This is a genomic window from Devosia sp. 67-54 (assembly GCF_001899075.1).
In the GTDB taxonomy this organism is placed as follows: domain Bacteria; phylum Pseudomonadota; class Alphaproteobacteria; order Rhizobiales; family Devosiaceae; genus Devosia_A.
The window spans coordinates 325,717-343,570 of the sequence record NZ_MKVA01000006.1; the positions used below are offsets into that span (position 1 = coordinate 325,717).

At 65.6% G+C, this 17,854-nt stretch carries 14 protein-coding genes; 13 read left to right on the top strand and 1 reads right to left on the bottom strand.

Annotated features, from left to right (window positions below; genetic code table 11):
• Window positions 1–286: 286 nt before the first annotated feature.
• On the bottom strand, window positions 287–958 hold the full coding sequence (locus tag BGO82_RS12865; RefSeq protein ID WP_291305999.1) for a GDSL-type esterase/lipase family protein: 672 nt from the start codon (window positions 956–958) through the stop codon (window positions 287–289).
• Between the two features lie 76 nt (window positions 959–1,034).
• Between BGO82_RS12865 and BGO82_RS12870 the strand changes: the two genes are divergently transcribed.
• The 13 genes from BGO82_RS12870 to BGO82_RS12930 all read left to right on the top strand — a co-directional run bounded on the left by BGO82_RS12870 (window position 1,035) and on the right by BGO82_RS12930 (window position 17,849).
• Complete coding sequence (locus BGO82_RS12870) at window positions 1,035–2,078, top strand: LacI family DNA-binding transcriptional regulator (RefSeq protein WP_291306000.1); 1,044 nt, start codon at window positions 1,035–1,037, stop codon at window positions 2,076–2,078.
• A complete protein-coding gene (locus tag BGO82_RS12875) occupies window positions 2,075–3,685 on the top strand; it encodes an FAD-dependent oxidoreductase (protein ID WP_291306001.1) in 1,611 nt (536 codons plus the stop codon). Before BGO82_RS12870 ends, BGO82_RS12875 begins: the two co-directional genes overlap by 4 nt.
• A gap of 91 nt (window positions 3,686–3,776) precedes the next feature.
• Window positions 3,777–4,979 (top strand): sugar ABC transporter substrate-binding protein, encoded by a 1,203-nt coding sequence (locus BGO82_RS12880; RefSeq protein ID WP_291306052.1) that lies wholly within the window; start codon window positions 3,777–3,779, stop codon window positions 4,977–4,979.
• Window positions 4,980–5,043: 64 nt separating this feature from the next.
• Window positions 5,044–5,916: a sugar ABC transporter permease gene (locus BGO82_RS12885; RefSeq protein ID WP_366246951.1), complete on the top strand. Its 873-nt coding sequence runs from the start codon at window positions 5,044–5,046 to the stop codon at window positions 5,914–5,916.
• Window positions 5,906–6,751: a carbohydrate ABC transporter permease gene (locus tag BGO82_RS12890; RefSeq protein ID WP_291306003.1), complete on the top strand. Its 846-nt coding sequence runs from the start codon at window positions 5,906–5,908 to the stop codon at window positions 6,749–6,751. The genes BGO82_RS12885 and BGO82_RS12890 overlap by 11 nt, the downstream gene beginning before the upstream one ends.
• Window positions 6,752–6,753: 2 nt before the next feature.
• The gene (ugpC, locus tag BGO82_RS12895; protein ID WP_291306004.1) at window positions 6,754–7,746 is read left to right on the top strand and encodes a sn-glycerol-3-phosphate ABC transporter ATP-binding protein UgpC; all 993 of its coding nucleotides are present in this window, start codon (window positions 6,754–6,756) and stop codon (window positions 7,744–7,746) included.
• A complete protein-coding gene (locus tag BGO82_RS12900) occupies window positions 7,743–8,444 on the top strand; it encodes a hypothetical protein (protein ID WP_291306005.1) in 702 nt (233 codons plus the stop codon). The genes ugpC and BGO82_RS12900 overlap by 4 nt, the downstream gene beginning before the upstream one ends.
• A gap of 247 nt (window positions 8,445–8,691) precedes the next feature.
• A complete protein-coding gene (locus BGO82_RS12905) occupies window positions 8,692–9,894 on the top strand; it encodes a site-specific integrase (protein ID WP_291306006.1) in 1,203 nt (400 codons plus the stop codon).
• A 96-nt stretch (window positions 9,895–9,990) separates the two neighbouring features.
• Window positions 9,991–10,194 carry an AlpA family phage regulatory protein gene (locus BGO82_RS12910; RefSeq protein ID WP_291306007.1) on the top strand — a complete coding sequence of 68 codons (204 nt, stop codon included), beginning with the start codon at window positions 9,991–9,993 and terminating at the stop codon, window positions 10,192–10,194.
• Complete coding sequence (locus BGO82_RS12915) at window positions 10,194–10,964, top strand: hypothetical protein (RefSeq protein ID WP_291306008.1); 771 nt, start codon at window positions 10,194–10,196, stop codon at window positions 10,962–10,964. Before BGO82_RS12910 ends, BGO82_RS12915 begins: the two co-directional genes overlap by 1 nt.
• Entirely contained in the window at window positions 10,961–11,302 is a 342-nt protein-coding gene (locus tag BGO82_RS12920) for a hypothetical protein (protein ID WP_291306009.1), read from the top strand. Before BGO82_RS12915 ends, BGO82_RS12920 begins: the two co-directional genes overlap by 4 nt.
• Complete coding sequence (locus tag BGO82_RS12925) at window positions 11,302–13,644, top strand: hypothetical protein (RefSeq protein WP_291306010.1); 2,343 nt, start codon at window positions 11,302–11,304, stop codon at window positions 13,642–13,644. Before BGO82_RS12920 ends, BGO82_RS12925 begins: the two co-directional genes overlap by 1 nt.
• Complete coding sequence (locus tag BGO82_RS12930) at window positions 13,641–17,849, top strand: hypothetical protein (RefSeq protein WP_291306011.1); 4,209 nt, start codon at window positions 13,641–13,643, stop codon at window positions 17,847–17,849. The genes BGO82_RS12925 and BGO82_RS12930 overlap by 4 nt, the downstream gene beginning before the upstream one ends.
• Window positions 17,850–17,854 lie beyond the last annotated feature (5 nt).

Consider the following 17,854-nt stretch of genomic DNA (forward strand, 5'->3'; position numbering starts at 1 on the left):
GGCGCAAAAGCCGATCAAGAAGGTTGGCAAGGCCAAAAGCCCGACGGCACGTCCCGGCCGGGTGGCGGCGGCGCGGACGATACGGCGGTGGCGCCGAACGGCACCACCATCTACCACCAGCCCAACGGCGATGAGAGCGACGACAATATCGCCGACTATGTCGATGCGGGCGGCACGGTGACCATCATTTCGTGCGATGGCAATTTTGCCACGTCAGCCGGCCGACCGAGGGCTACGTCTGGCACGCAGACATCGGCCGCTGAGCAGGCGCGACGGCCCGGTTGCGCTATGGCGCCGCGACGGTCCTTCGCGCCGAGGCGAACGTGGCGGCGATGAGCGCGTGCCCGGCATCGTTGGGATGGACGACGTCCGGTGACGCGAGGCTGCCCTCGCGGCAGGCCGCCATGGCTTCGTACACCGGCGCGTAGAATAGGCCATACTCGCCCGCGAGACCGCGGACGGCATCGACATAGGCCTCGAAGCCGGCGCGGCTCTGTCCGGTGAACCCGGCGCTGCCGAGCTGCAGGCCCGCGTCCGGCGGATAGGGCGGCGAGCCGAGGCAGAGGTCGTGGCGCTCGACGCCGGCGGCGAGGAGGCCATCGAGCACGATACGATAATCGCGCGCGAAGGCGGCGACGTTGAACCGCGCCGGGTCGGCGGTGTAGCGCGCATCGTTGTAGCCGTAGAGGATGGCGATGCCGTCGGCGCGGTCGTCGCCGAGCAGGTCCACCCGGAAGCGCGACACGCCGCTGCCGCCGCGTCCGTCGCGCACCGGCGTCGCTTGCAGCACCGTGCCGCTGCGGCCTTTGTTGACCAGCCGGACGCCCAGCCCGCGCGCCAGCAGGGCCGCCCAGCCCCGCGCCGGCGAGCTCGCGCCCACCCCTTCGGTGATCGAATCGCCGAACGCCGCCAGCGACCGGGCGCCTCGACTCCTGACGGTTTCCGCAAAATCGGCCATCGCGCTTGACTCTCGTGTCTCAGATGCTAATACGCATTAGCAGCTAATACGCATTAGCAGCAAGGGAGGATGAGGCTTGGCAGGCAAGGGGCGGCTGACGCAGCGCGACATCGCACGCCTCGCCGGGGTCAGCCAGGCGACCGTCTCGCTCGTCCTCAACGACGCCAAGGCCGCTGCCGGCCGCATCCCCGCGGAGACGCGCGAGCGCGTGCACAAGGCCATCCGCGACACCGGCTATGTCGCCGATCCCATCGCCCGCCGCATGGCCAAGGGACTCAACCGCATTCTCGGCGTCTTCACCTACGAGCCGGCCTTTCCGAGCGCGCAGGCGGACTTCTTCGTGCCGTTCCTGCTCGGCATCGAGGAGCGCGCGCAGGCGTTAGGCTATGACCTGCTGCTGTTGACCGGCGCCTCGGGGCCGCGCGGCCAGCGCAAGATCTTTCACGAGAACAACCGGCTGCGGCTCGCCGATGGCTGCGTGCTGCTCGGCCGCGAATTCGACCGCGCCGAGCTGCGCAAGCTGATGAGCTCGGACTATCCGTTCGTGGCCGTCGGCCGCCGCGACCCGGTCGGCGGCAAGCTCGCCCCCTATGTCGGCGCCGACTATGTCAGTGCCACCGCCGATCTGGTGCACCGCGCCCGCGACAAGGGCCATGCGCGGCTGGCCTATATCGGTCCCGAAACCGGCGCCGAATCCTCGGTCGATCGCTGGAAGGGCTTCGTTTCGGCTCTCGGCGACGCGCGCCTCGTCTACCAGCTCACCGAGGTCGGCGGCGATGCCCGCGCCATGCTGTCGGCCATCCGTAAGGCCAAGGCGACCGTGGCGTTCTTCACCGAACTCGCCGACGCCATCGTCGTCGAGGCGGCGGCGCGCTCGCAGAACCTCTCGGTGCCCGGCGACCTGTCGATCGTCGTGCTGGGCAGCCATCTGCGGCCACAATTGAGCGGCACCCGCTTCACCACCTTCTCGATCCCGCGCGAACAGATGGCGGGCGTCGCAACGCAGATGCTGGCCGAGCGCATCGAAGCCGGCTCGCCAGGCACGCAGGTGGTGCTGCGCTGCGACCCGATCGAGGGAGAAACCCTTGGCCCCGTTCCCAACTCCAAAGGCATGAAGTGAAAGAGTTCTCGGCAGATATCGCGATCATCGGCGGTGGCCTCGGCGGGGTGGCGGCGGCGCTCGGCGCGCTGCGCGGCGGCCGCAGCGTGGTGATGACCGAGGAATACGATTGGATCGGCGGCCAGATGACCAGCCAGGCGGTGCCGCCCGACGAGCACTCCTGGGTCGAACAGTTCGGCGTCACCCGCAGTTATCGGGCGCTGCGCAACGGTATCCGCCAATACTACCGCGACCACTACCCGCTCACCGAAAAGAGCCGCGCCTGGACCGATCTCAACCCCGGCGCCGGTTACGTCTCGCGCCTCTGCCACGAGCCGCGCGTCGGCCTCGCGGTGATGGAGGCGATGCTCGCGCCCTATCGCGGCAGCGGCCGGCTGACGCTGCTGCAGCCCTATCGCCCGGTGACGGCCGAGACCGACGGCGACCGGGTTCGCGCCGTGACGCTGCAGCATCGCGATAGCGGCGACCGCATCGTCGTCAGCGCCGCCTACATCATCGACGCCACCGAGCTCGGCGACCTGCTGCCGCTGACCGGCACCGAATATGTCCGCGGCTTCGAATCGCAGGCCGAGACCGGCGAGCCGTCGGCGCCGGCGACAGCCCAGCCCGACAACCAGCAGGCAGTGTCGATCTGCTTTGCCATGGACCATGTCGATGGCAGCCATGTCATCGACAAGCCGCGGACCTACGAGCAATGGCGGTCCGTCGTCCCGAACTTCTGGGGCGGACCGCTGATCGGCTTCCGCTCGCCGCATCCGCGCACGCTCGAGATCGTCACCCGCTCGTTCACGCCCAATCCCGACGACGACCCGACGCTGGTCGACGCCGACCAGCGTCGCAATCCGGGCGACGGCAATCTGTGGACCTTCCGCCGCATCGCGGCGCGGCGCAACTTCGTGCCCGGCGCGTATGCTTCCGACATCTGCCTCGCCAATTGGGCCATGCTCGACTATTTCGAGGCGCCCATCATCGACGTGCCCGAGGCGGCCTATCGCGACCGTCTCGCCGCCGCCGCCGAACTGTCGCTCTCGGTGTTCTACTGGCTGCAGACCGAGGCGCCGCGCGCCGATGGCGGCCAGGGCTTCCCCGGGCTCAGGCTGCGCGGCGACGTGACCGGCACCAGCCACGGCCTGGCGATGGCGCCCTACATTCGTGAGAGCCGGCGCATCCGCGCCGTGACCACCATCGTCGAGCAGGATCTCTCCTATGCGACGCGCGGCGAGGCCGGAGCGGTCAACTATCGCGACAGCGTCGGGGTCGGCATGTACCGGCTGGATCTGCATCCCTCGACCGGCGGCGACAACTACATCGACGTCGCCTCCTGTCCGTTCGAGATTCCGCTCGGCGCCCTCGTGCCGCAACGCATGACCAATCTGCTGCCGGCCAGCAAGAATCTCGGCACCACCCACATCACCAATGGCTGCTACCGGCTGCATCCGGTCGAGTGGAACATCGGGGAGGTGGCGGGCCTCTTGGCGGCGCATTGCCTCGCCACCGGCCTCACGCCGCACCAGGTGCAGGCCGACGACGCGCTGCTGCACGACTTCCAGGCAATGCTGACGGGGCAGGGCGTCGAAACGCGCTGGCCGGACATCCGTGGCTACTAGAACGACGACACACAAAAGGAGGAAGGAAATGACCAGACTATTCGATCTGAAGCTTGCCGCACTCGCCGCAGGCATCGTGCTCCCCCTGACCATGCCGGCGCTGGCTCAGGACGCCGTCGACCTGCGCATGGCGATCTGGAGCGCCAATGACGCGCATCTCAAGCTCTTCAACTCGATCGCCGACGACTACAAGAAGACCCATCCCAATGTGAGCGTGAAGTTCGACTCGCTGGCGTTCGACGGCTACACCACCACGCTCACCACCCAGATCGCCGGCGGCAATGCCCCGGACATGGCCTGGATCCTCGAGACCACGGCCCCCGACTTCGTCAGCTCCGGCGCGCTTCTGCCGCTGAAGGCGACGTTCTCGGGCACGGCCGGCTACGATCTCGACGACGTGTCACAGAGCGCGCTGTCGCTGTGGACACAGGATGGCGAGATCTACGCCTATCCGTTCTCGACCTCGCCCTTCGCCATGTTCGTCAACAACGATTTGATCAAGGCCGCCGGGCAGAAGACCCCCGCCGAGCTGATCGCGGCCGGGCAGTGGACCTGGGACAACGCCATCAAGGTCGACGCCGCGGTTGCCGCCACCGGCAAGCAGGGCCTCATCGTGCGCGATTTCGACTACAAGGTGTGGGACAATCTGGCCTCGATCTGGAACGGCTGGGGCGCCTCGCCCTGGAGCGCCGACGGCAAGACCTGTACCATGACCGACAAGCCGATGGTCGATGCGATGACCTTCATCCACGACGCCATCTTCAAGACCAAGGCCATCCCCGGCCCCGGCATCTCGGCCGACTTCTTCACCGGCGATGCGGCGATGACCATCACGCAGATTTCGCGCGCTTCGCTGCTGCCCAAGGACAAGCCGTTCTCGTGGGATCTGGTGCCGCTGCCCGCGGGTCCCGCCGGTGAATATGCCGTCGTCGGCCAGGCCGGCATCGGCGTCTTCGCCCAGAGCAAGCACCCGCAGGAGGCCGCCGATTTCCTGGCGTTCTTCACCAACCCGGAGAACAGCAAGAAGCTGGCGCAGTTCTTCCCGCCGGCCCGCACCTCGCTGCTCAATGTCGATACGCTGGCCAAGGCCAACCCGCTGCTGTCGCCGGCGCAGATCGAGGCTGTCGTGGTCAAGGGTATCGCCACCGGCCACGTGAAGCTCAGTCATGCGAACTTCCCGGAAATCCAGCAGACGGCCCGCGCCGCGCTCGATGCGCTGTGGACGCCCGATGCCGACGTGCCGGCGGTGCTGAAGTCGGTCTGCGACCGCATCCAGCCGCTGCTGCAGCAGTAACAGGAGTCTCCCGGTGGCTCTCGCGACGCAACAGCCGAAATCCAGACCGCGCAGGTTCTGGACCATGGCGCGCCGCGAGAGCCTTGCCGGCTATCTGTTCATCGCGCCGCAGCTCATCGGCATCGTCGTCTTCGTGCTGATCCCGCTGGGGCTGGTCGTCTACTATTCGCTGCACGAGTGGAACGTGCTGGCGGGCACCTTCAAATTCGTCGGCCCGGCCAACTACGAAAAACTCGCGAGCGACCCGTCGCTGCCCGAGGTGCTGCTGGCTTCCGGCCTGTTCTCCGCCGGGCTGGTGGTGTTCAATCTGTCGTTGGCGCTGCTGCTCGCCATCCTCGTCAACCAGAAGCTGCGCGGCATTGCCGTATTCCGCACGCTGTTCTTTTCCCCGGTGGTGGTGTCGCTGGTCGCCTGGACTATCGTCTGGGGCTTCCTGCTGCAGGCCAATGGCGGCATCAACGGCATTCTTGCCATGTTCGGCATCACCGGCCCCAACTGGCTGCGCACGCCGGCCACCGCGATGATCGCGGTGATCACCGTGCAGGTGTTCAAGAATGTCGGGCTCAACATGGTGCTGTTCCTCGCCGCGCTGCAGGGCGTGCCGCGCGAGCTCTATGAGGCGGCCCGCGTCGACGGCGCCTCGCGCTTCAAGCAGTTCCGCCGCATCACCGTGCCGCTGATCTCGCCGACCATCCTGCTCACCATGATCATCACCATCGTCGGCTCGCTGCAGGTGTTCGCGCAGATCGCCGTGCTGACGCAGGGCGGGCCCGGCATGTCGACCACCGTGCTGGTCTACTATCTCTACCAGCAGGCGTTCCAGTTCCACCGCTTCGGCTACGGCTCGACGCTGGCCATTTTGCTGTTCGTCATCGTCGCCGTGCTGACCTTCGTGCAATGGCAGATGCGCAGGAAGCTGGTGTTCTATGAGAACTGAGCTGTCCCCGCGCCTCAAGCTCGCGCTCTACGGGCTGCTGTGCGTGCTGGCCATTCCGTTCGTGTTTCCGACCTGGTGGATGGTCACCTCGTCGGTCAAGCCGATCAGCCAGATCTTCGCCTTCCCGCCCGAGCTCATTCCGCACACCTTCGACTGGTCGAGCTATGCCGACGTGTTCCGGCTGCAGCCCTTCGCCCAGCAATACTGGAACTCGTGCTATATCGCCGCGATCGTCACGGTGGGCACGATGGCGGTGTCCTCGCTCGCCGGCTACGCCTTCGCGCGCATCCGCTTTCCCGGCTCGAACCTGCTGTTCCTGGTGGTGCTGCTCGGCCTGCTGATGCCGACCGAGGTCACCATCGTGCCGCTGTTCCAGATGTCCCTCAAGGCCGGCATGGTCAACACCCACTGGCCGCTGATCCTGGTGCCCATGCTGGGCGGCATGCCCAGCGTGTTCTCGACCTTCGTCATGCGGCAGTTCTTCATCGCGCTGCCGGTCGAGCTCGAGGAGGCGGCGCGCGTCGACGGTCTCGGCCGCTTCAAGATTTTCTGGACCATCGCCCTGCCGCTGGCGCGCCCGGCGCTGGCCGCGGTCGCCATCTTCACGTTCCTGCAGAGCTGGAACCTCTATCTCGAACCCATCGTCTATCTGACGAGCCCCGAAAAATACACGCTGCCGCAGGCGCTGACGCAATATGTCGACGTCTACCAGGGGCCGATGTGGAACATCCAGCTCGCTGCCGCGACGCTGACGGCGCTGCCGGTGCTGGTGGTCTTCATCTTTGCGCAGCGGCAGTTCATCGAGGGCCTCGCCCACACCGGTCTCAAGGGGTAGCCATGGCCGCCGTCGCCATCCGCAATGTCGTCAAGAGATACGGCGCCAATACCGTGATCCACGGCGTTTCGGCCGAGATCGCCGACGGTGAGTTCGTGGTGCTGGTCGGCCCCTCCGGCTGCGGCAAGTCCACGCTGCTGCGCATGATCGCCGGGCTCGAGCCGATCACCGAGGGTGAGATCGAGATCGGCGGCCGCGTCGTCAACGAGCTCGAGCCGAAGGACAGGGACATCGCCATGGTGTTCCAGAACTACGCGCTCTATCCGCACATGACGGTGGAAAAGAACATGGGCTTTTCGCTCGAGCATCGCGGCGCCAGCAAGGCGGAGATCGCCGGGCGGGTGCATTGGGCGGCCGACATCCTCGGTCTCGGCGCCCTGCTGCAGCGCCGGCCGGGGCAGCTCTCGGGCGGCCAACGCCAGCGCGTTGCCATGGGCCGCGCCATCGTCCGCAATCCGCAGGTCTTCCTGTTCGACGAGCCGCTCAGCAATCTCGACGCCAAGCTGCGCGTGGTGATGCGCGGCGAGATCAAGGGGCTGCACCAGCGACTCGGGACCACCATGGTCTATGTCACCCACGACCAGATCGAGGCCATGACCATGGCCGACAAGATCGTGGTGATGAACGCCGGCCGCATCGAACAGATCGGCACCGCGACCGAGCTCTACGACCGCCCGGCCAATCTGTTCGTCGCTGGCTTCATCGGCTCGCCGGCGATGAACTTCATCCCCGGCCCGGCAATGGGGCAAGGCGCCGGGATCACCGTCGGGGTCCGCCCCGAGCATTTCGAGATCGCCGATGGCGGCCTTGCCGGCCGGGTGCGCCTGGTCGAGCCGCTCGGATCGGACACGCAGATCACCTGCGACGTGGATGGCATCGAGATCGTCGCGATGTTCCATCGGCGGGTGGCGGCGACGCCGGGCGACACCCTGTCTCTGCGGCCGCTCGCCGGCGAAACGCACCGCTTCGAGGCCAGCACCGGGGTGCGGCTATGATCGAGGGCCGCATCCATGCCGCCATGCTTGCGGGCGAATTTCCCGTGCTGGTTTCGCTCGGGCGGCACGACATCGAACTCGCGCAGGCGGCAGTCGATGCCGGGGCATTCGGGCTGAAGTTCCATCTCAACGCCTATCACCGCGCCAGCGGCAACAGCTTCGGCTCGTTCACCGAGGAACGGCCGTTCATCGAGAAGCTCGCCCGGCTGGGCAAGCCCATGCTGGTGATGAGCGGGCAGGAGACGCAGCCCAGCCTCGCCGAGCTCGAGGCGCTGGCCGATTACGGCGTCGAAGGCTGGAACATCTATCTCAAGCACGTGCAGCCCTACATGTACGAGTCGCGGCTGCGGCCGATCCTCGCCCTCGACAGCGAAAGCGACGAGGCCGACCTGCGCCGCATCGCCGCCATTCCGGGCGCCATGCTGGAAGCCTCTGTCGGCCGCTTCGCCGACTACGGCGCGCCGCTGCTCGCAGCCGACCTCGCCCGCTACCGCGAGATCGTCGAGCAATCCGGCCTGCCGGTGATCGCTCCCAGCCAGAAGCGTTTCACCGCCGCCGACATGCCGCGCCTCCGCGCCGCCGGCATCGGCGCCATCCTGTGCGGCATCATCGTCACCGGCCTCGACCCGCACGCCGCCCGCGCCGCCCTGGAGCCCATCGTCGCCGCCGCTGCCGGCGCCGCGGCACCCCGCCCCTGAGCCGCGCCAGAAACACCACCACGCCCGCGGCGATGCCTCGCCGCGTGCGTCACAAGCTCTTGCCAATCAACGGAAAAATGGTGCTGCAAGAGGGCATTGAACAGCACTCTCACGCAACATCATAAGCATGCGAATGTAGAGAAATAGCTCAACCGCTTAAGCGGTTTAGGCGGATTTCTTCTGTCATTGACACGCACCCGCTCTCGCGCCATCACTTCCCGAAGTGTGGATTGACGTGGGGGTTGGTATGGGCCGGGAAAGAGAGCGTCTCTCCGCCGTCGAGGTGCGCCAAAAGCCTGCCGGCAAATATGCCGATGGCGATGGGCTGTGGCTAATCAAGACCGCGAAGGATCGCGGCAACTGGGTTCTCCGGCTGACCATCCACGGTCGGCAGCGCTACATGGGCCTAGGTTCGATTGCGAAGCGCTCGCTAGCTGACGCGCGCAAGGAAGCCGCGCGGTGGCGTACGGTGGCCCTCGACGGTCTTGACCCGATCGCCGAGCGCGAGCGGGAGATGCGGGACAAAAAGAAGGGCATGACCCTCCTCAGGGACATCGCCCGCGAGGCTTTCGACGCTCGCAAGGCATCGTTGCGCGGCGGCGGCAAGGCGGGCAGGTGGTACACGCCGATCGAGCAGCATGTGCTGCCGAAGCTCGGCGACAGGCCAATTGCCGGCCTCACGCAAGTTGATATCGAAAAGACGCTTAGACCAATTTGGCAATCGAAGGCCGACACCGCGCACAAGGCGCTAACCCGGCTCGGCATGATCTTCGACTATGCGGCGGCGCACGATCTCAAGGTGGATCGCGATGTCGTTGCCAAGGCGCGGACCCTGCTGGGCGACCAAGTACACCAGGTCGAGAACATTCCCGCGATGCCTTGGGCGGAGGTCCCGGCATTCTATGCCTCGCTCAGCGACGGATCGACAGCGCACCTCGCGTTGCGCCTGCTGATCCTCACAGTCGTTCGATCAAGGCCGCTGCGGTTCATCCATGAGAGCCAGATTAGTGGCAACGTCTGGACCGTGCCGGCCGGCATGATGAAGGGCCGAGAGGGAAAGGCAGAGGAATTTCGAGTGGCCCTCTCGTCGGAAGCTCTCAAGGTTATCGATCAGGCTCGAGCTCGCGCGCTGGATGGTTTCCTGTTCCCCAACGTCCGGAAGGGGGTGATATCCGACGCCACGATGATTCGGTTGATGGAGCGACGCGGCATGGTCGCCCGTCCGCACGGCTTCCGCGCCAGCATGCGCACATGGCTTTCCGAGGCGACGGATGCGCCGCATGCGGTTGCTGAGACGATCCTTCAGCACAAAGTGGCCGGCTCCGTCGAGGCCGCTTACAACCGGACGAAATATATCGAACAGCGGCGAATCTACATGGAGCGCTGGGCCAACTTTGTGACCGGCAAGGCTGATGCCGATGTGGTGCGCCTAGTTCAGACGGCGGCCTAGTTGATGGCGCATGCGCTATCAAACTCGACCCTGTGCACGGTAGAAACTGTTTGCCGGTAGCGATCTCCAGATCAACTCTCATGAAGAGGACTCTGGATGACGAATGCTGCACCCGATGTACTGCTAAGGCCCCGCGAGGTTACGGCCGCCTTAGGCATCTCTGAAGCCACCCTCTGGCGACGCGTCAAGAACGGCGTCCTGCCTCGTCCGGTCAAGTTCGGCGTCTCCAGCAGGTGGCCTCAGTCCGAGATTGCGGGGCTCATCGAGTCCCTGAAATCCAAGCGGACGGGGGCGAACTGATGATCGGCACGCAAGAAATCGACCGGCAGATCGCCGATATTGACCAGCGTGTCACCGGCCTGAAGGCCGAGCTCGACGGCCTGGCGTTCGCCGCCGTCAACGGCGATCCCGACGCCAAGTCGAAGGTGACCGGGATCCGCGCGGACATTGCGACCGCCGCCGCCGATCGTGACATGTTGGAGGTCGCGCGGGTCGAAGCCGAACGCCTGGAAGATGAGCAGCGGCGGCGGGACGAAGCCGAGGCGCGGCGCGTTGCCCGCGAGAACCTTCGCGAGGCCGTGCGCCCGCTGATCGCGAAGGCTGAAGAAGTCGCCGGCCAGATCGAAGCGTTGCGCGCCATGATTGCTGATCTTGAGCGGCTTCAGATCGAGGCCAACCGCGCTCACGTGAAGGCGGGGAAGCCGCTGGAGCATCGCAGCTTCATCGACGCGGCGGCGCGCGAGGCCGTGCGGCGCGTCGGGTCCATGTTCGATCCGTTTGCCCAACTCACCCCACTCGGCGATGTCGTCTCGGGTGCCTGGGAACCACTGTTCGAGCGCGACGATGCTGATTTCGAGCACGAGGCAGTGCGCCAGATGGGGGCAGCGGCGATTCCGCCGAAGACGCCAGAGGAACATGCCGCCGACCTTGCCGCCGAATATGAGACGGCCCGGCGTGCCCGTGAAGCCTATGAGGCCGAACCGCTCTCGGAGCCGACGAGCCAGTCCCGGCACTCCAACTATGTCCGGCCGCAGGAGCAGGATTTCGCGAAGATGGGAGACGACGAATGAGCAGCTTCAATTTGCCGGCCGCCCGGATCGCTGCCGCAAAGTCGAAGGCAGCGCAGTACATCGACCTCGCCGCCAAATGCGACGCGCTGATTGCTTCGCTCCTCGATCTGGTGGGTGAGGTCGAAGCCCTGGAGCGTGCCGCCGATGACGATCTGCGCGGCGGTGTAGACGATCGCGGGGAACAAGCACCACGGTTCGGCTCGCACACCGGCCGCTTGTCGTCGGCATTCCGGCTCCGGGTCGCGCGCGTCGCCAGCGTCCACGGAACCGTAGAGCCCGATGAATTGGTGCAGATTGCACAACGCGCCGTCCATGCCGTGCAGGATATGAGTGCCTGATGCCCACCGTTCCAACCTACGAGCGACAGGTCAGCCCGCGGCCGATCCTCCAGCAGAGCCTTACGACACAAGCATCGCCAGCGGCGTTCGGCGCTGATGTTGCGCGCGGCATCGGAAGCGTTGGGCAGGGATTGCTGGATGCCTCGCAGGCGGCAGGCCATGTTCGCACCCTGGAGGACAACGCGGCGGCCCAGGATGCTGAGGTCGAGTATTCGAACTGGCTTCGCGAACGGACATACGGCGATGGTGGATTTCTCACGCTGAGCGGTGCGGCGGCAGTCGACGGACAAAAGCAGTTTCAGCGCGATCTTGATACCCAGCAGCTTGCGATTTCGAGCAAACTGGCCGGCCGCCCCGGTGCGCAGAACGCATTCAAACTCGCGACGGAAAGCCGCAAGCTGTCGATCCTTCAGGATGCCGCCGTCCATGTTGCGAGCGAAAGGAAGGCATGGATCGTCAACGCTGCATCGGCGCGTGCGATCAGCTTCGCCGAGGACGCCGCCGACGCTTGGCAGAACCCAACCAAAGTGCAGGAAAGCATCGCGGCCGGGCTGAAGCAACTCGACCAACAGGCCGCCTTGCAAGGATGGGGCGCTGACCTGCTGAAGCAGAAGGCCGCCACTTACCGATCGGCGGTGATGGGCAGCGTGCTCCTCAACCAGGCCCAGGCCGATCCGGTCGCGGCCGCCAGCTATTTGTTCGCGCATCCCGACGAACTGACGGCGCAGGACAGCATGGAGGTCTGGAACCGTATTTCGACACCGTTGCGTGCCGCCGCCGCGCAGGGTGCGACAATCACTGCCGATGGGTCGATCAAGTTCAGCGATGCCGCATCGGCGCTGCTGGACAAGATGCCGGACGCCATTGGGCGCGAGCTTCGCGATGGTGTCGCGCAGGAACTCGTGCGGCAGCGTACTGCTCTTGCCGAGGAGGCGAAGGTCGAGCGGGCGCAACATAGGGACGCAGTGACGCTCGGTATCGTCACAGGCAAGGTTGCGAGCGAAGAAACGATTCTCCGCGACCCGATGCTGGACGATGGCGACAAGGCTACGCTGATCGGCAAGTTCCGTAGCGAGCAGGGGGCGACTGCCGGCGCGCGCGACTTCCTCGGCAAGCTCGGCGTCGGCACGGCTCCGACGCTGAACCCATATGACGGTGCCGACCAGGCGCTTTCGGAAAAGTCCTATGGGCTGCTGATACAGTCCGTGCCGGCAGAACAGCAGGCGAGCGCGACGGCGCAGTTCGTCGCCGAAACCGGCATGGTGCCGAAGGCCGTTGTTGCCAGTGTCCGGCTCGGCCTCAATTCCAACGACAAAGGCAAGGTGGCGGCTGCGCTCCAGCAGTCGGCGGCGCTCGCCGACACTGCGCCGAACGCACTTGCGGCAATGGATCACGGCAAGGAATTGCTCGATGCCGCCGCGACATTTTCGGAGCTTGTCGACGGGCAGGGCAAGAGCGTCGAGGAGGCCGCGACGTTCGTTGTCGATCAGCGCAACCCCGCGAAGAAGGCCGAAGCCCAGGTGCTCAAGGATGGCTGGACGAAAGCCGCCAAGAGCTTTGCGGTCAGCGACGTGCTCGCGGCGTTCGGCGACAACTGGTTGCCGGGCGGTCCGGTCGCCGGCCTCAACCCCGGTCAGGAGGCGGCTTTGACCGCGGACTATCTCGGGGCGGCCGAGCGCGCGTTCACTGGTCCAGCGCATGGCGATGCCAATATCGCCAAGACGATGGCGTTGCAGGAAATGCATCGCGCATATGGCATCTCGTCGGTGTCCGGCCAGCCGGTGATCACGAAATTTCCGCCGGAGAATTTTTACCCGGCGATCGACGGCTCGCAGTCATACATCCGCGACCTGGCGATGAAGGACGCTCGCTCGATCGTGCCCAACGCCACAAACGTCATGCTGGTCGCGACACCGGAAACGGCGCAGGACGTGCGCGCCGGCCAGCCGCCTCGGTACAATTTGATGTATCAACTTCCCAGCGGAGTTTGGGACATGGTGCCGTCAATGTTCGCGGTTAGCGGCGATGAACTGCGGCAGCTTTCGGCGCTGAGCGCCGAGGAACACCAAATTCTGTTCGAAGGCCACCGGGCGCACGATTCGGCCGAACACGGAAACGGCCTGCCGGCCAACAGCGTCACGGCAATCCCGTTGCTGATCTGGAACCGCATCCTATCCGCGCCTCTGAAGGGCGACGATGTTCGCGCCGCTGCCCTCGCCGATGTGCAGCGTCGCCGCTCGCAATTGTTGGGCGCGCCGGCCGCCCCGTACCCGATGTCGCCTGATCTGCAACAGCGGCTCGCCGACTATCAGGCCAAGAACGGTTTCGGGGGTGCTCAATGAGTCTGGTTCCGCGGCCCGCGCCTTCGCTGTTCGACCCGAACGCGCAGGCCATCATCGACATGTCGCCGTCTGCCGAGCCTGCTGCGCCTGGTGCGCTCGACTTGATAGGCGCGGCGTTCCGGCAGGAAAATATTGTCGGTTCGATCCTCGCACGTCATCGCGCAGATGGCACGCCCGATCCGACTTACAACCCGTGGGCGGACATCAAGGACACGCCCTATGAGGCCCATTGGGATCGCTTCACCGGCTCGACCAATGCCGGCGAGACGGCCGCCCTGAAGGCCCAGATCGACATGGAGCAGTCCGATCGCAACACCATCGCGGCAGCGGGCGGCTGGGGCATGCTCGCAACGCTCGGGGCTGGCCTGTTCTCGCCGGAAAACCTCCTGCCGGCCGGCGAAATCTATCGCAGCGCCAAGGGCGGCGAGGCGGTGTTACGCTCGGCGCTCAGCGGGGCGTCGTATGGCGCGATGTCGGCGGCGCTGGGCGAAAGCGCGCTGGCCGGCTCGCAGGAACTCCGCACCCCGCAGGACAGCGCCATCGGCATCGGCAGTGCCGCGCTGCTTGGCGGCGTTCTGGGTGGCGGGCTGTCGGCTATGTTCTCGCGCGCCGACTTCGCGCGCCTCGCCGCCCAGATGGCTGACGAATCTGTGCACGCGGTCGACTCGGGCGCGCTCGCCGCCAACGAGGCGGCCATGTTCACCCGGCCGGGCCCTTCGTCGGCCGGTGCTGCTGCGAGGCCTGTTGCCAGCCTCGATGAAAATTCGATCGCTGGCCGGGCCGCGCAGATCGCCGGTGGCGCGGTGCGCAATCTCAATCCGGTGTTGCGCGCCTTGCATTCGCCCTCGGCGATCATGCGCGACGTGGCGACGCGCCTGTTTGAAAATCCCGTCTACATGAAGAAAAACCTCGAAGGCGTCGCCTCCGATCCCGGCGTTGAAACGCTGGTCAAGGAATACACCCGCGGCGCGGTGTCGAAGGCGATGGAGGCCGCGAATGCCGCTTATGGGGACTATCGGAAAGCTGGCGGGCAAATGTCGCGCGGCGACTTCAACGCTGCGGTCGGCAAGGCGATGCGGCGGGGCGATACATCGGCCGATCCCCATGTTACGAAAGCCGCGACGGCGTGGCGGTCTGCGGTTTTTGATCCGCTGAAACAGAAGGCGATCGAGGCTAGACTTCTGCCGGCAGATGTGCAGCCCGAGACGGCGCTCAGCTACTTCACGCGCGTCTATAACCGCCCCAGGATCGAGGCCCGCGAGGCCCAGTTCAAAGGCATTGTGCGCCGCTATATCGACCGGTCCATCCGCTCGCTGGAAATGCGCCGCGATGAAATCGACATGGGCAACCGGATCGTCACCGCCGACGCCGCGGCCGAGCGGCTGGCGGCCTCGCATGAGCGGCTGTCGCGGCTCGATGCGCGGCTGGCCGATCGGGCGGCAGTTCGTCGCCGCAAGCTCACCGAGCTTCAGGATGTCGAACAGCAGCGGTTCATGGCGAACCAGGAGCGCCCCCCGGCCGAACTGGCGCGCCTGCTGCGCAACGCCGATCAGAACAGCCACATGCTCACCACACTGCGCGAGGCGCGGGCGGCACGGCGATCGGCCGCGGCTAAGGCTCCGTTTCACGAACGCTCGCCGATCCTCGCGATGGTCAAGCGGAAGGGCGGCGTGCGTGTTGGCTCCACGCTCGACGGCGAGCTTCGCGCGATGGGCGTTACGCCGACGACGCATCCGGGGCTGTTCCGCAGCAATGGCGGCCTCGGCCGGCTCGACAACCTCGCATGGGACGAGGAGCCAGCGATTTTTGAGAATCTGCCGGCAGGTGCTGACGGCTATGCCGATGAGCGGGCGGTGATGGACGCCATCCGCGAGGAGCTCGCCGGCAATCCGCTGCGCACGCATGAGCAGCGCACCGCAGAGGCGAATGCCGATGCGCTCTCGTCTTGGGCCGAGGAATGGCTTCACCGGCTTGGGCTCGCATCCGACACCACGGTCGGCGCGGCGCGGGGGGTAGTGCGCAAAATTGTGGGGGCGGAAGCGCATGCTGATGATCTGGTCGCGCGTGGCGAGCGGTTGACGCGCGAGCTTCAGGCGTTCGATGAGGCGACCGAAGCGCTGTCCAGTGAGCGGTTGATCTCCGCTGAAGAAGCCCGCACCGCGGGGGAGGAAGTCCAGCGCCTAAACGAGGAAATCATCCGGGCGCAGCAATTCGCCAACGCCTCGCCGGCCGTGTCGATCATGGTGGACTATGCCAAGGTGCGGCGCGACCTGTTCAAGGCCCGGATGCGTGAACGCGACCTCGGCCGCCGTGTCGAAGCGCTCACCGCGATCCGCGACAGCGGTCGAGCCAACGACGCCATGCTGGCTGATCTCTGGGCGAAGACCGAGGACCTGACGCGTGTCGGCGATCAGGTGCAGCGGCTGGTTGCGCGGGTTGAAAAGCTTCAGCCCAAGGTGCCGAAGCTGCGGCAGGAATTGCCGGAGTTTTTGAATGAGGCGGATCGAGCCGACTACATCAGCGAGGTCGTGGACAACATCTTCAATTCCGTCACCGGTCGAAATGTCGATGGCGATGTGCCGCGCGACATTGTTGCGGCCACACGCGGGCCGCTCAGAGAGCGCACGTTCCATATCCCCGATTCGGAAATCGAGGATTTCCTTGAGCATGATGTCGAGGCGATCGGCCGGCGCTACGCCCGCGTGATGGCGTCAGACATTGAGCTCACCAAGGCCTTCGGGCGGGCCGATCTGCGCGACCAGATCGACGCGGTGAAGCGCCAATACGGGGATCTGCGACGGGCGATCGAAGACGGCATCGATCCGCATACCGGCGAAGTCTTGGCGATGCAGTTGACTCAGCGCCAGAGGCTTGCAGCGGTGCGGCGGCTGGTTGCGCGCGAGAAGAACGATATCCAGGACTTGCGCGCCCTCCGCGATATGGTGCGGGGAAACTACCTGGCGCGAGAAAATAGCACGAAATTCGCTCGCTACGCGCGTGTGGCCGGCACGATCAACTTCCTGCGGACCATGGGCGGCGTCACGCTTTCATCGCTGGGCGATGTCGGAAGGACACTGATGGTGCACACGCTCACCGGCACCATGCGGGACGGCCTGATTCCGCTAATGCGCAACCTCAAGGGATTTCAGATGAGCGTCGCCGAAGCCAAAACGGCCGGCGCGGTGGCCGAACGCATCCTCAACACTCGCATGGCGACCTGGGCGGAAATTACCGATCCATATTCAGTGTCGTCGCCCTTCGAGCGGTTCATGCAGAACACCGCGAACGGCTTTTCGCACCTGACCGGCATGGCCTATTGGAACGATTTCCAAAAGTCCTTCGCCTCGGTGATCACCCAGAACCGCGTGCTGCGCGGCACGGCGCACTTCTCGAAGCTCGATCACCGTGAGCGAGCCTATCTTGCCTATCTCGGGATCGACGGGCAGATGGCCGAGCGCATCGCTAAGCAATTCGAAGCGCATGGCACCACCGAGGACGGAGATATTCGCGTCGCCAATTCCGACGACTGGTCGGATGAGTGGGCGCGGCGAGTGTATCGCGCAGCGATAAACAAAGATGTCGACACCACCATTATCACCAAGGGCGTCGGCGACGTTCCGCTGTTTTTCAACACGCCAACCGGTCGGCTGCTGGGGCAGTTCAAGTCCTTTACTCTTGCTAGCCATCAGCGGGCGCTGATGCGCGGATTGCAGGAACGGCCGATGGGGATGGTTTCCGGGGTGCTCGTGTCAACTGGCATAGGAATGCTGATCTACTACCTGAAGTCGGTAGAATCGAACCGCACCGCCGATCTCAGCAACAACCCCGGCCGGTGGATCGCCGAAGGCTTAGACCGGTCGGGCATTTTTGCGATCGCCTTCGAGGCGAATAATACCATCGAAAAAGCGTTTGGCATCGGGGCCTATGGCGCGTTGGCGGCGGCATTTCCGGGGGCTGATCAGGATGGCAAGGCGTCACGGTACATCGCGCGTTCGACGGCGGCGGCGCTGACCGGGCCAACCGGGGACCTGGTCGACGGCCTGGTTCGTGCGGTGCAGGCGATCAAGGGCTCGGGCGACGGGCTTAGCAAGGGCGACATCACTGCATTCAAGCGGCTTATCCCCGGCGCAACACTGCCGGGTATCCGCTCCTTGGTCGAATATCTCGGCGCACCCGCAGCCGAGGCAGCGACCGGCGCGCGTTGAGGGGA